Origin of the sequence: Bartonella sp. HY328 (assembly GCF_025449335.1) — a bacterium.
Taxonomy (GTDB): Bacteria; Pseudomonadota; Alphaproteobacteria; order Rhizobiales; family Rhizobiaceae; genus HY038.
In genome coordinates, this window is record NZ_CP104883.1 from 1694003 (window position 1) to 1707272 (window position 13270).

At 39.3% G+C, this 13270-nt stretch carries 8 protein-coding genes; 3 read left to right on the top strand and 5 right to left on the bottom strand.

The window, feature by feature from the left end; genetic code table 11:
- Positions 1–374: 374 nt before the first annotated feature.
- The 3 genes from N5852_RS07225 to parC all read right to left on the bottom strand — a co-directional run bounded on the left by N5852_RS07225 (position 375) and on the right by parC (position 4242).
- Positions 375–1016 carry a hypothetical protein gene (locus N5852_RS07225; protein WP_262097158.1) on the bottom strand — a complete coding sequence of 214 codons (642 nt, stop codon included), beginning with the start codon at positions 1014–1016 and terminating at the stop codon, positions 375–377.
- Between the two features lie 185 nt (positions 1017–1201).
- Complete coding sequence (locus N5852_RS07230; protein ID WP_262097159.1) at positions 1202–1675, bottom strand: hypothetical protein; 474 nt, start codon at positions 1673–1675, stop codon at positions 1202–1204.
- Between the two features lie 320 nt (positions 1676–1995).
- Complete coding sequence (gene parC, locus N5852_RS07235; protein ID WP_262097160.1) at positions 1996–4242, bottom strand: DNA topoisomerase IV subunit A; 2247 nt, start codon at positions 4240–4242, stop codon at positions 1996–1998.
- Positions 4243–4719: 477 nt separating this feature from the next.
- On the opposite strand from parC, the gene N5852_RS07240 reads away from it, so the two are divergent.
- Positions 4720–5181 (top strand): TspO/MBR family protein, encoded by a 462-nt coding sequence (locus N5852_RS07240; RefSeq protein ID WP_262097161.1) that lies wholly within the window; start codon positions 4720–4722, stop codon positions 5179–5181.
- 79 nt (positions 5182–5260) lie between these two features.
- Here the strand turns inward: N5852_RS07240 and uvrA are convergent, their stop codons facing one another.
- Complete coding sequence (gene uvrA, locus N5852_RS07245; protein WP_262097162.1) at positions 5261–8161, bottom strand: excinuclease ABC subunit UvrA; 2901 nt, start codon at positions 8159–8161, stop codon at positions 5261–5263.
- Between the two features lie 374 nt (positions 8162–8535).
- Between uvrA and ssb the strand changes: the two genes are divergently transcribed.
- Both ssb and N5852_RS07255 read left to right on the top strand, forming a co-directional pair.
- Positions 8536–9099 (top strand): single-stranded DNA-binding protein, encoded by a 564-nt coding sequence (gene ssb, locus N5852_RS07250; RefSeq protein WP_262097163.1) that lies wholly within the window; start codon positions 8536–8538, stop codon positions 9097–9099.
- Between the two features lie 547 nt (positions 9100–9646).
- Positions 9647–10855 (top strand): aq_1923 C-terminal domain, encoded by a 1209-nt coding sequence (locus N5852_RS07255; RefSeq protein WP_262097164.1) that lies wholly within the window; start codon positions 9647–9649, stop codon positions 10853–10855.
- A gap of 157 nt (positions 10856–11012) precedes the next feature.
- Here the strand turns inward: N5852_RS07255 and thrS are convergent, their stop codons facing one another.
- Positions 11013–12995 carry a threonine--tRNA ligase gene (gene thrS, locus N5852_RS07260; protein WP_262097165.1) on the bottom strand — a complete coding sequence of 661 codons (1983 nt, stop codon included), beginning with the start codon at positions 12993–12995 and terminating at the stop codon, positions 11013–11015.
- Positions 12996–13270: the final 275 nt, after the last annotated feature.

Sequence of the window (13270 nt, forward strand, 5' to 3'; positions counted from 1 at the left end):
CATGAAGTGATTTTAAACATGAATTGAGGGGAGGTTATTATTGGGAGGATTTTATTTGGTTTTTATAAAAAAACTGGCAATTGAAATGAAAGCAATAACTATCTGCTATCCAAGCTAAATTGATAATTACAGATCGATCTCATATTAAGCGTATTAGTAATTGCCTATAGCCTAATGTTTTGTGTTATTAGGCGAAGGACAATACGCATGTGCCTACCTTTTTAAATATTCATCTCATTGCGAATTTCAGTAGGCAATTATCACTTTAATTCATTTGGTGATTGTTCGCTTTATGCCATCCGCCTCTTGGCACATAGAATTAAACTTTCTTAGTGGTTTCTTTGACAAAAGATTAAAAAGTCTTCCTTGATCCATTATTCTTGCCTAATAATTTGTCCAAAATTATCTTCGTAAATAATGGTTCCATTTGAATAGGTGGTTTCTTCACCAACATTATTTGTGAGGATAGCAAGCCACGGATTGTGCATTGTTACATTCAGCCCCTGAATTAAGCGTTCGAGTAAAACATCTTTGCTACGGTATTCAATCTGTAGCCATAGATTAACATAGCGAAGTTGGTAGAAGTCGTTGCCTGCTAAAATACTAAGTACTGACCAAAATGTTAAACAATCCATTTCACCAAAATTTTGTTTATGGGCTTCGGTAAAATGGTCCGCAATTAATGCATCGCTTTGCAGTTGCGATAAATTGGAAACATATTCAGGTAGTGCAAGACGGAGAAACTCAAGCGTTAATTCACGCATAAGAGCTTCTTTATCGGCATCGGGATAATAGCGCAGCCGCAATAATCTTGATTGCTGCACATATTTTTTTGCATCTAATCGTGAAACTACCATCGGTTTGAGAGAGGGAGATGGCGGTTCAACTCTGGGCCATGGCCCCTTCAGTGGTTGGCTTTGGGTGAGGCTATTACTATGACGCGGCGGCCACAAATCTGGCCAATTAAGTATGCATAGCGCTGTTTCATCTAGCAAATGTGCATAAGTTTTTGCCACAGTTGCGTCACTCCCATGTGAGCATAAGGCCAAAACACAAGCCAAACTTAACTTATGCATTTGCCGCCGCGTAATTGATGAGAATAAGTTAAGATGATTTCCCATATAAAACCAGATAGTCGTTGCTTAACACTAATTTCCTAAGAATGTATTCTCAGATTTAAGCCAATTCTTAGGTCTAGCGTTTATTCGTATGAATCGTTCCAAAAACCAAACTTCGTCATTAATTCACGATCAACATGCCCCCGCTCCATCGTAATCCGGCTCCAAAGCTCTTCATCTGATATGCCGTGTTTGTAACGTGAAAATTCGCCATATTCGTTGAAAAAAATGATCTTATCCACTTGATCAGGATATTCTAAAGCAATTTTTTTTATGAACTCAAATAAAAAGATGGTAGATCCGTCTTGAAGACTAAATGCAGTTCCCTCTTCCGATATATAACCTGATATCTCCCCGACTTGCCAGCCAAGATCCGCGCCCCATACAATGGTAAACACATATTTAGGGTTACGCGTTTTCCTCCAGTCTAGATATTGCCAATTCTTTACATTCCAGTTTTTGCGGAACCATAGTTCAAATGCAGCAAAGTCTGTAATCAGTGGCTTGCTGTTATCATCGCTTAAAATGGAGGGTGCATCCAAATGTTCCATTGCCATCGTTAGAGCTTTCATTCAGAAGTAAAAGTTCTATGCCGTTTCAGTTATTTTTAAAATGGAAGATGCCTAATTAGTGTCGATAAATTTTTGATTTATTGTTACTATTTTAGGTGGTATTAAATCATATCCCATGATGAATACGATAATACATGGATTTATAAACGTCAATTAATCTACAAATCTGAACGCATAAAGTTTTAATATTGTTAATTACCCAAAATGCTATAAATTGCTTTTCCAATATGCTTTGGCTTTAAAGTATTTATATCATAAAAAAACGCCGAATAAATCGGCGCCTTAATTTTTAAACTTAAGAACTATTAATTAAACTTGCCAGACCGTGGAAAACCTTTCGGTACCATACGCCCTGCACCTGCACGGTTACCAATCCATTCAATCAGTTCTTCCTTGCTGCGAACAAAACTTCTATCAGCTGAATCTTTCCAAGTTAAACCATCATCTAAATTAAAGGTGATAATATCGCTCATGCCACCATCGCGATAGCGTTGCAAACGAACACCTTTGCCGCGCGACATTTCAGCAATTTGTTCAATCGGGAAAACTAGCAATTTACGGTTTTCACCAACAATTGCAACGCTGTCACCATTTACTCTAATGCAACTTGCCGCTTCATCAGGAGCTTTCACATTCATCACTTGTTTGCCTTTGCGGGTTGTCGCAATGACATCATTTTCAGGCACAATAAAGCCGTGGCCAAGATGTGACGTGATGAGCAACTTAGTATCTGCTTCATGCACAAAAGCAGTCAAAATGTCTTGGTCATTATCCATGTCAACAAGAATACGGATTGGTTCGCCATGTCCTCGCCCACCGGGCAAGCTATTTGCTGCAATAGTGTAAAACTTACCACCAGTGCTCAATACCAAAATTTTGTCGGTTGTTTGTGCGGGGAAGGCAAGTTTTAGGCTATCACCTTCTTTGAATGATAGACTAGAATAATCAGAAATATGACCTTTTAAAGCGCGTAACCAACCTTTTTCGGAAACAACAATGGTGATTGGTTCTTTTTCAATCATCGCTTGTTGAATGTCATCAATGTCATGGTCTGGTGCTTTTTCAAAGCTGGTACGACGTTTGCCAAGATCAGTATTTTGCGAAAAAATCCATTTAACTTTTGAAACTTCGGAAGAAATAGCCTTCCATTGTCGTACATTAGAGGCAATAAGTTCTTCAAGTTCTTGTTTTTCAACCGTTAGCTTGTCAAATTCCGTCCGGATTTCTACTTCTTCGAGTTTGCGCAGTGAGCGTAAACGCATATTTAAAATAGCTTCCGCCTGATTGTCTGTTAAATTAAAAGTAGCAATCAGTTGCTTTTTAGGCTCATCTTCTTCGCGGATAATACGAATAATCTCATCAAGATTAAGATAGGCAATGAGATAGCCACTCAAAAGCTCCAGGCGCTTCTCAATTTCTTTTAAGCGATATTGCGTACGGCGAATGAGAACTTCTTTTCGATGTTCAAGCCATTGTTTTAATGTTTGATCTAATGATAAGACATTTGGAATTTTGCCTAAGGTCAAAACATTTAAGTTAAGTGAAATCCGCGTTTCAAAATCAGTTAGTTTAAACAGAGATTCCATTAAAATCTCTGGGTCAACACTGCGGTTTTTAGGCTCTAAAACAATGCGAATATCTTCCGCAGATTCATCTCTAATATCTTCAAGTAATGGTAGTTTACGTTGAATTAAAAGCTCTGCTGTTTTTTCGATAAGACGGGCTTTTTGAACTTGGTAGGGGATTTCCGTTACAACAATAACGTATGAGCCGCGCGCACCTTCTTCTTTGTGCCAGCGCGAACGTAAGCGGAATGAACCGCGTCCTGTGCGGTAAGATTCCGCGATGGATTGCGTTGGCTCTACCAAAATACCGCCAGTTGGAAAATCTGGCCCTGGAATAAATTGAATCAAATCATCCGATGTTGCATCGGGGTGGGCAATAATGTGTAAGGCCGCATCACAAAGTTCGGCAACATTGTGCGGCGGAATAGATGTTGCCATACCAACGGCAATACCTGATGAACCATTAGCAAGAATGTTAGGAAAAGCACCCGGCAATACGATTGGTTCTTCATCTTCCTCATTATAGGTTGGACGAAAATCAATCGCGTTTTCAGTGATACCCTCAAGCAATAATGTCGATACTTCAGTCATGCGGGCTTCGGTATAGCGCATTGCTGCTGCACCATCACCATCAATATTGCCAAAGTTACCTTGGCCATCAATTAACGGATAGCGTACAGCAAAATCTTGTGCGAGGCGCACAAGTGCATCATAAATTGATGCATCACCATGGGGGTGAAACTTACCCATGACATCACCAACAATACGAGCGCATTTGGCATAGCCTTGATCGGGAAACAGCCGAAGAAGCCGCATAGCGTGAATAATACGCCGATGCACGGGTTTTAAACCATCACGTACATCGGGCAGGGCACGATGCATAATAGTGGATAATGCATAAGCAAGATAACGCTCTTCAAGAGCAGATTTCAAGCCGACTTTTTCGATATGCTCATCAAGAGCGGAAGGAATCACATTTTTTGCCATAAGATTGAATATCAATAGGTTTTTGTTGAAGCAAGAGTTTAGGGGCAGGACCCATTAATTTAAATGAAATGGCACAATAAACAGCAAAAATTTACAAGGAGGAAAGCGAAAAGTGGGTGGTATACCCAGTTAAGCTTTACGACGCAGTAGATTACAGCTGTTTTTGTGTCCTTTCAGGATATGATAAATTTTCGCGATAACTTTGTCGAAGCCCCTTGAAAATATTTATATTTCCTGCGGATCTTCTCCTTGTTCTCACAAAAATTTTCTCATACCATTTCGTTCAAATTAATGGGTCCTGACCCTAAGCAATAGATATATTCTATCTATTGTTTTTTTATTAAATTGAAATAATCTGCAACCAATTTCCAAGGTAAAACGTTTAATTTTTCTATGAGATTATGATTTACATCATTTGGTAAATGGTAAAATTATAGAGCTTTAACTTTAGGTTTTTATAAATCGCGGAAAGTAAAAATGAAAATTATGCACAAATCATTATATGCAGTTTTGTTTATTGTTGCGATTTTTATAATCGGTGGTGCGATTGGATATAATTTTGCACCAACGTCTTGGTATCAAGAATTAAATAAACCTTTTTTTACCCCTCCTAATTGGTTATTTGCTCCTGTTTGGTCAATTCTATATATAATCATTGGCTTTGTGGGCTGGCGGATATTTATTGATAGGCCAAATGATCTCTTAAAAACAATGTGGTCTGCGCAATTGGTGATCAACTTTGCATGGACACCGCTGTTTTTTGGTTTGCATCAAACAGTTATCGCGCTCTTTGCTTGTATAATCATGCTGCTATTGGCGATAATGATTATTTTAAAAGCATGGAATAGCGACAAATTGGTTGCCATTTTGTTTATTCCATACGCACTTTGGCTTGCTTTGGCAGCAGCATTGAATGCTGGTGTTGTTTTATTAAACTAAATATTTTTACTTTTTATATAACAGTGAATTACCCACCATATATCATTCATTTTCTTAAGATATATGGTGGGTGTTTACTTTAAGTTGGCCGGCGTTCTAATAATTCTTTGAGAAAATGACCGGTATAAGATCTGTCTTCTTTTACAATATCCTCAGGTCTTCCAACTGCTACAATTTCGCCGCCGCCGTCTCCGCCTTCAGGTCCAAGATCAATAACCCAATCGGCGGTTTTGATGACTTCAAGATTATGCTCGATAACTGCAACGGTATTGCCTTGATCAACCAATTCATGCAGAACTTCCAATAATTTTGCAACGTCATGAAAATGCAAACCAGTCGTTGGTTCGTCAAGAATATAAAGGGTCTTGCCAGTGGCTTTGCGTGATAATTCTTTGGCGAGTTTAACGCGCTGTGCTTCACCACCTGATAGTGTGGTTGCCTGCTGACCTACCTTTATATAGCCAAGACCAACTTTCACCAATGTATCAAGTTTGTCGCGCACGGCAGGCACGGCTGAGAAGAATGCTGCGCCTTCTTCTACCGTCATATCAAGGACATCGGCAATAGATTTTTCTTTAAAGGTTACTTCTAAAGTTTCACGATTATAACGCTTACCCTGACATACATCGCAGGTGACATAAACATCTGGCAGGAAGTGCATTTCAATTTTAATAACACCATCACCTTGGCACGCTTCACAGCGACCGCCTTTCACGTTAAAAGAAAAGCGTCCGGCTTGATAGCCCCGTGCTTTTGCTTCAGGTAAGCCAGCAAACCAATCGCGAATTGGTGTAAATGCCCCAGTATAGGTTGCAGGATTGGAACGAGGTGTGCGGCCAATCGGTGACTGGTCGATATCAATCACTTTGTCAATAAATTCCAACCCATCAATACGTTGAAATTCTGACGGTATCTCCCTGCTGCCCATGATGCGGCGTGATGCGGCTTTATACAAAGTTTCAATAAGAAAGGTAGATTTGCCACCACCAGAAACACCGGTTACACAGGTAAACGTGCCAAGCGGAATATCGGCGCTAACATTTTTTAAATTATTACCAGTAGCGCCAACAACTTTAATTGCTTTTTTCTTATCAATTTTTCGTCTTTGCTTCGGTAAAGGCACAAACATTTTGCCTGACAAATATTGCCCAGTTAAAGAAGCGGAATTATCCATGACTTCCTTTGGCGTACCTTTAGCGATGATATTGCCACCATGAATACCAGCTGCGGGACCAATATCCACCACGTAATCAGCGGTTAAAATTGCATCCTCATCATGCTCAACCACTATGACTGAGTTACCTAAATCACGCAAATGACGTAATGTTTCAAGTAAGCGTTCATTGTCGCGTTGATGAAGACCAATCGAGGGTTCATCAAGCACATAAAGCACACCGGTCAAGCCCGAGCCAATTTGCGAAGCCAAACGAATACGCTGGCTTTCACCACCAGAAAGCGTACCGGAGTTGCGCGCTAATGTTAAATATTCAAGGCCAACATCATTCAAAAAACGCAATCTTTCACGAATTTCTTTCAAAATTCGTTCAGCAATGCCCCGTTGCTTATCAGTAAAACCTTTGTCAATAGAGCTAAACCAGTCATCGGCTTTGGCAATTGACATGGCAGTTACTTGCCCAATATGCAGTCCACCAATTTTAACTGCCAAAGCTTCTGGCTTCAATCGATAGCCATGACAAGCAGGGCAGGGCGTTGCGGTCATATAACGCTCAATCTCATCGCGAGACCAAGCTGAATCTGTTTCTTTCCAGCGGCGTTCCATATTAGGGATAACCCCTTCAAAAGGCTTTACAGCCTTGTAGGATCTCGCACCATCATCATAAACAAATTCAATATCTTTTTTGCCCGTACCATATAGAACTGCCTGTTGGGCTTCCGGCGTTATTTTATTCCATATATCGGTTAGTTTGAAACCATAAGTGCGGCCAATAGCTTCCAAAGTTTGATTATAATAAGGTGATGAAGATCGCGCCCAAGGAGCGATAGCTCCAGCTTTTAAGGTTATGCTATCATCAGGTACAATTAATGCCGCATCAATTGCTTGTTTTTGACCAAGGCCATCACAAGTCGGGCAAGCGCCTACTGGATTATTGAAGGAAAACAGCCTTGGCTCAATTTCTGCAATGGTAAAACCGGAAACGGGGCAGGCGAATTTTTCTGAAAATAAAATGCTTTGATGCGTGTCGTTTTTGGATTTATTGGCTGAATTGGATGCTAATTCAGCCTCAGGTAAGGGCTTATCCGCAAATTCGGCAATGGCCAAGCCATCAGCCAAGCGCAAACTTGTTTCTATACTATCGGCAAGTCTGGTTTTGAGATCATCACGCACCGCAACGCGGTCAACAATGACGTCAATATCGTGCTTAAATTTCTTATCAAGATTAGGCACATCGCTAATTTCATAAAAAGTGCCATCAACCTTAACCCGTTGAAAGCCTTTTTTTTGTAATTCGGCAAATTCCTTTTTAAACTCACCTTTTCGACCGCGTACGAGTGGTGCAATAATATAAAGTCGCGTTCCTTCGTCTAAAGTCATGATGCGATCCACCATTTGGCTAATCGTTTGACTCTCAATAGGTAACCCAGTCGCAGGTGAATAGGGGACACCAACACGGGCAAATAAAAGCCTCATATAATCATAAATTTCGGTAACTGTGCCAACTGTCGAGCGCGGATTTTTACTCGTTGTCTTTTGTTCAATTGAAATTGCGGGTGAAAGACCATCAATTTGATCAACATCCGGCTTTTGCATCATCTCAAGAAATTGACGCGCATAGGCTGAAAGGCTTTCAACATAGCGTCTTTGCCCTTCCGCATAAATAGTATCAAAGGCTAATGACGATTTACCAGAACCTGATAAGCCTGTCATAACAATGAGTTTATCACGGGGCAGGTCAATATCAATGTTTTTAAGATTGTGCTCGCGCGCGCCACGGATAGAAATATACTTCTGCTCAGACATAAAAAATCCAAAATTAAAGAGTAGAACAAAAAAAGAACAATTGCTAAATAATGTAATTTCATCTATATTACAATATGGCAAAATGATTTGTTTTAATGGTTAAAACTAATATAAGATTAAAATGCTAATTTACGAGGGTAAGGCACGAAAATGTTAACATCTGTGGAAAGGATGTTTATTTATCGGTATTTGTTTTAACCTTGTGAATAAAGCGTATAAGGTGGCGTTTCAAAATACAAAATATTTACCTCTTTTGTTGAGTTATGATGTATTTATAGTTTTTAAACAATGGGTTGAGTATTTTATCCCGATGAGGGAAAGTGATAGGGTGAACTGATTCACCATTTTAATTTGCATAATATATGGAGATAGTAATGGCCGGTAGCGTAAACAAGGTAATCTTGGTTGGTAATCTTGGAGCCGATCCAGAAATTCGCCGTATGAGTTCTGGTGATGCCGTTGCAAGTTTTCGCATTGCTACCTCAGAAAGCTGGCGCGATAAAAATACTGGCGAGCGTAAAGAGCGCACCGAATGGACCAATGTTGTGATTTTCAATGATAATTTGGTTAAGGTCGTTGAGCAATATGTCAAAAAAGGTGCTAAGCTTTATATTGAAGGGCAGTTACAAACCCGTAAATGGCAAGATCAAAACGGCAATGACCGTTACACAACTGAGGTTGTTTTACAAAAATATCGCGGCGAATTACAAATGTTAGATAGTCGCGGTGACGGTGGTAATGCAGGGCGCGGTGAAGTAGGTAATTATAATAGCGGTGGTTATAATAATAACCGTAATTCTAATTTCAATAATTCCAACAATTCGAATAATTCTGGTAATTCTAATGAAGATCGCGGCTTTGGCGGCGGTAATGATTTTGGCAATCAAGGCGGTGGGGGCAACTTCTCACGCGATCTTGATGATGAAGTACCATTTTGATTAAAATGCAAATTTTATAACGAATTGATTTGACTGGTTTTATTTTAAAAAACGGTTGAAATCCAGTTTTTTGGTTGTTTAAATTATTAGCCCCATTAATTTGTTATAAGATTGATGGGGTTTTTCTTTGCTGGTATTCCTGTAATATAATGCGTTTACCGTACACATAGGCAGGTTTCATAAGTGATAGGCTCTGAGCCTGAAGGCTTGCGGTTTTAACTAACTTCCCAATGTTGATGATGTTAATATTTTTTTGGAAGATATGTTTTTGCTATGTCATTTTCATAATCACTCATCATATCTATCACTAGAATAGATCATCGCTTACTTTCAAGATTATGCGATATTGTTAAATCTTACAAAATTGTCATTATTAAAAATTGTTATTATTAAAGAATGGCCTTGCAGGTCGAAACTGTTGTTGCTAACACTTAATCCAGCAATCATGGGGGTGCTTTTAGGGGCAAGGTTTAAGATTGAATAAGGGTTTCTTTCTTTAACTCCACGTCATGACGTATTATTTATCTTTAACTAAGAAAGTTATGCTATGAAAATTGTTTCACGAATTAATAAGTCACTTAAAATATTATCTCTTACTGCAGCTCTCGGCGTAGGTTTTTCTTTGCCAGCATTTGCTCTTGATGGTGATGCTTTTTTTGCGCGCGTTCAGACTGAAATGAAAAAGAGTGGTTACGATATCAAAGCTGGAAAAATTTCAGTCGATGGCGCTAATGTTAATGTTTCTGATGTAAAAATTATTGAAACTGAAGCCTCGAATGAAAAAGCGGTTGCCATTAAGGAAATTAATTTCCAAGATGTCGAAGAAGATAAAGATGGTGGTTATCTTGTTGGCCGCACAGTGATTGATGAATTCCGCGATGACACGTCAAGTAATATTGGGCAAGTTGGCACTATAAATGGCGTCGAAATAACCAAAATGTTGCTAAAATCTGAAAAGAATGAAGCAGCCTATGAAGGTACGCTACCATTTGGAATGATTTCGGTAAAAAAAGTAGCATATGACGAAAACGGTAAGTCTACTATAACCGTGGATGACCTTTCTTTTGGCTATTCTGAATATGAAGTAGGAAAACTATTAAAATTTGGTGGTGAACTTGGCAATTTAAAAGTTCACCTAGAAAATTTGCCAAATGATAAGGAAAAAGAAGCCCTTACCAAAATGGGCTTCAATCAGCTTGATATTCAGGGTAATTATAAATTTGCTGCAAATCTTGTCGATGGTCATGTTGATGTGACCTTTCAAGGTAATATGAATGATGCAGGACAATTGAACATTACGATTAGTCTTGCTGGTCTTACCAAAGATCTTGCTGATGAACTTGTGCGTCTTACCAGTGAAGCAAATACTGCTACAGATAAACAACAGCAAATTATTGCAATGTCCATTGTAGGTTTAATTCAGCAGCTTAGCTTGAATAGCATTGATATCAAATTTGTAGATAATTCTATTACCAATAAAATTATTGATCTGCAAAAAGAACCTGATATGAAGCGTGAGGATTTTGTTACGCAACTCAAGATGTTTTCGTCTTTTGGTTTGATGTCATTACAGCATCCTGATTTTGCAGAAAAAGTATCGACCGAAATTGGCAAATATTTAGATAATCCTGAAAATATCGAGATTACAGCAAAGCCTGATCATAGTACACCTTTTGCAGTGATTACTTCTACCGCTATGACCTCGAAAAAGGATCTTATTGATCTGCTTAAGGTTGATGTAAAGGCAAATCAGTAATTTGATAAGGGGCAACCGCTCACTGGTTTTGTTATATTTTAATTTAGGGTGTTTGCATTAAATTGTAAGCACCCAAAGTAGGTTTAATAAAACGGGTTGAATATCAAGATAATAAAAAAGGCGCTTAGAGCGCCTTTTTTTATTTGTAGCTAAGAGATCAAGCAAGTGCTTGTTGTTTACGCAATAAATCTGGTGGTGTTGCTTCTTGCTTGAGTCTAGCAATTGCATCCACCAAGCTTAGTTCTTCTTGGTCGCGTGAACCAAGTCGGCGCATATTAACAGTGTTTTCTTCCGCTTCCTTTTTGCCGCAAACCAAAATAACTGGCACTTTTTGTAATGAGTGTTCACGTACCTTATAATTGATCTTTTCATTACGTAAATCGGCTGTTGCTAATAGGCCCGCAGCTTTAAGTTTTGCAGTAACACTTTGGGCATATTCATTTGCTTCAGATGTAATTGCTGCAACGACAACTTGCTGTGGCGCAAACCAAAGCGGCATATGACCTGCATAGTTTTCAATTAAGATACCTAAGAAACGTTCCATTGAGCCGCAAATTGCGCGATGGATCATGACTGGTTCACGTTTTTCTGATTCATTATCGATATAAAATGCGCCAAAGCGTTCCGGCAAGTTAAAGTCAACTTGGGTAGTACCACATTGCCATTCACGTCCAATAGCGTCTTTTAGCGTATATTCAAATTTAGGGCCATAAAATGCGCCTTCACCCGGCAAGATACCTGTTTTGATACGGCCGTTTGATTTTTTTTCAATGGTTTTTAACACATCGCCCATAACTTGCTCGGCGCGGTCCCATAATTCATCGGAACCAACACGCTTTTCCGGACGGGTTGAAAGCTTGACCATAATTTCATTGAAACCAAAATCGGCATAAGTTGAAAGGATAAGGTCGTTGATGCTTAAGCATTCTTCGGCTAACTGCTCATCTGTACAGAAAATATGTGCATCATCTTGGGTGAAGCCGCGAACCCGCATTAAGCCATGGAGTGAGCCAGATGGCTCATAGCGGTGCACTGCACCAAATTCCGCCATTTTAATCGGTAAATCACGATAAGACTTTAAACCATGTTTAAAAATCTGTACGTGGCCAGGGCAATTCATCGGTTTTAATGCATAAACACGATTATCATCAGCTTCATCACCGGCCGGAGTTACCTTGAACATATTATCGCGATACCAACCCCAGTGACCTGAAATTTCCCAAAGGGACTTATCAAGCACCTGCGGAGCGTTTACTTCCATATAATTATCATCATCAAGTCGGCGACGCATATAACTTACTAAGTTTTGGAACATTTTCCAACCCTTAGCATGCCAGAATACAACGCCTGGCCCTTCTTCTTGAAAATGGAAGAGGTCCATCTCACGCCCCAAGCGGCGATGGTCACGCTTTTCAGCCTCTTCAAGCATGGTGAGGTATTCTTTAAGATCATTGTCGCTGGCAAAGGCTGTACCATAAATGCGGGTTAGCATTGGATTATTAGAATCGCCGCGCCAGTATGCTCCTGCAACTTTCATTAATTTGAAAGCATTGCCAATATGGCCGGTTGATGTCATATGCGGCCCACGGCAAAGGTCAAACCAATCGCCTTGATAATAGATTTTTAGATCTTGATCTTCAGGGATGGCATCAACTAATTCAACCTTATAAAGCTCGCCCTTATCAGCAAATACCTGCTTTGCTTTATTGCGCGCCCAAATCTCTTTGGTGAATGGCTTATTGCGTGCAATAATCTCGCGCATCTTTTTTTCAATGACAGGAAGATCTTCACTGGTAAATGGTTGATTACGAGCAAAATCGTAATAAAAGCCATTTTCAATAACAGGACCAATAGTAACTTGAGTACCCGGAAAAAGCTCTTGCACGGCTTCAGCAAGGACGTGCGCACAATCATGACGTATGAGTTCTAAAGCCTTAGGGTCTTCACGCGTAATGAGTTCAATATCGCCAGATTTTTGAATCGGATCGGCAAGGTCTCGTAATTCACCATCAATAGCAAAAGCAACGGCTTTTTTAGCTAGAGATTTGGAAATAGATTGAGCAAGCTCAAGTCCTGTAATCGCGCAATCATATTCGCGCACTGAACCATCGGGAAATTTAAGGGAAATTGTTTGTGACATAAAAGCCTCTATTTTCCAGTCCCGCGAACGGATGCGGGTGGGTTGTTAATATGTGCCATTTAGATAAAAATCTAATTGTGTGAGTTTGTTTGCTTTTTAGTATAATTTTTTGAAGCTGTGAAGCCTCTTAAATTAAATTTATTATAAATTGGCATGTTGTAAAGCATTTAACATTATAAAATGTATTTTTGTGCCTTTATATATATTAATCAAAATTAAGTGTTTTAAAAATGGCTGTAAAAATCACTTTTTAGCTTATCATATTTAAGTAACAG

What these genes read in the sequence shown, in the direction of transcription:
- N5852_RS07230 (WP_262097159.1), bottom strand. Translation starts at nt 1,675, where the DNA reads ATGGCAATGGAACATTTGGATGCACCCTCCATTTTAAGCGATGATAAC.
- parC (WP_262097160.1), bottom strand. Translation starts at nt 4,242, where the DNA reads ATGGCAAAAAATGTGATTCCTTCCGCTCTTGATGAGCATATCGAAAAA.
- N5852_RS07240 (WP_262097161.1), top strand. Translation starts at nt 4,720, where the DNA reads ATGAAAATTATGCACAAATCATTATATGCAGTTTTGTTTATTGTTGCG.
- uvrA (WP_262097162.1), bottom strand. Translation starts at nt 8,161, where the DNA reads ATGTCTGAGCAGAAGTATATTTCTATCCGTGGCGCGCGCGAGCACAAT.
- ssb (WP_262097163.1), top strand. Translation starts at nt 8,536, where the DNA reads ATGGCCGGTAGCGTAAACAAGGTAATCTTGGTTGGTAATCTTGGAGCC.
- N5852_RS07255 (WP_262097164.1), top strand. Translation starts at nt 9,647, where the DNA reads ATGAAAATTGTTTCACGAATTAATAAGTCACTTAAAATATTATCTCTT.
- thrS (WP_262097165.1), bottom strand. Translation starts at nt 12,995, where the DNA reads ATGTCACAAACAATTTCCCTTAAATTTCCCGATGGTTCAGTGCGCGAA.